A 343-nucleotide genomic window follows, 5' to 3' on the forward strand; every position below is an offset into this window, starting at 1 on the left:
AGCATCCGGCTGCTCAACCGTGACAGTCACCGTGGCATCATCAGTCGAATCATCCGGGTACGTCACCTTAACCGGAACCTCAATCTTGGTATCCGGCTTCGCGTCCTCCGGAACCGTAACGGTGACCTCACCGGTGTTCGGATCAACCTTTACATTGTCCTTCGGCAACGGCTTCTCATTACCGTCCTTATCGGTGTACTTCGGAGCCTTGTCCTCAGACTCATCCGGAGCAAACGTGGTGCCATCCGGAGTATCGGTGTCGTTACCCTCGCCGTCCTTGAACTTCGGAGCATCAACCTTGGCATCCTTACCAGGCTTACCCTTGCCATCCTTGTACTCAGGC

Annotated in this window: 1 protein-coding gene; it reads right to left on the minus strand. The window is 55.4% G+C overall.

Annotated elements, in window-relative coordinates:
- A partial coding sequence (locus tag HMPREF2526_RS13415) for a YPDG domain-containing protein (RefSeq protein WP_210384407.1) occupies window positions 1–343 on the minus strand: 343 nt, incomplete at both ends.

This window comes from Corynebacterium sp. HMSC070E08 (assembly GCF_001808895.1).
GTDB classification, from domain to species: Bacteria; Actinomycetota; Actinomycetes; order Mycobacteriales; family Mycobacteriaceae; genus Corynebacterium; species Corynebacterium hiratae.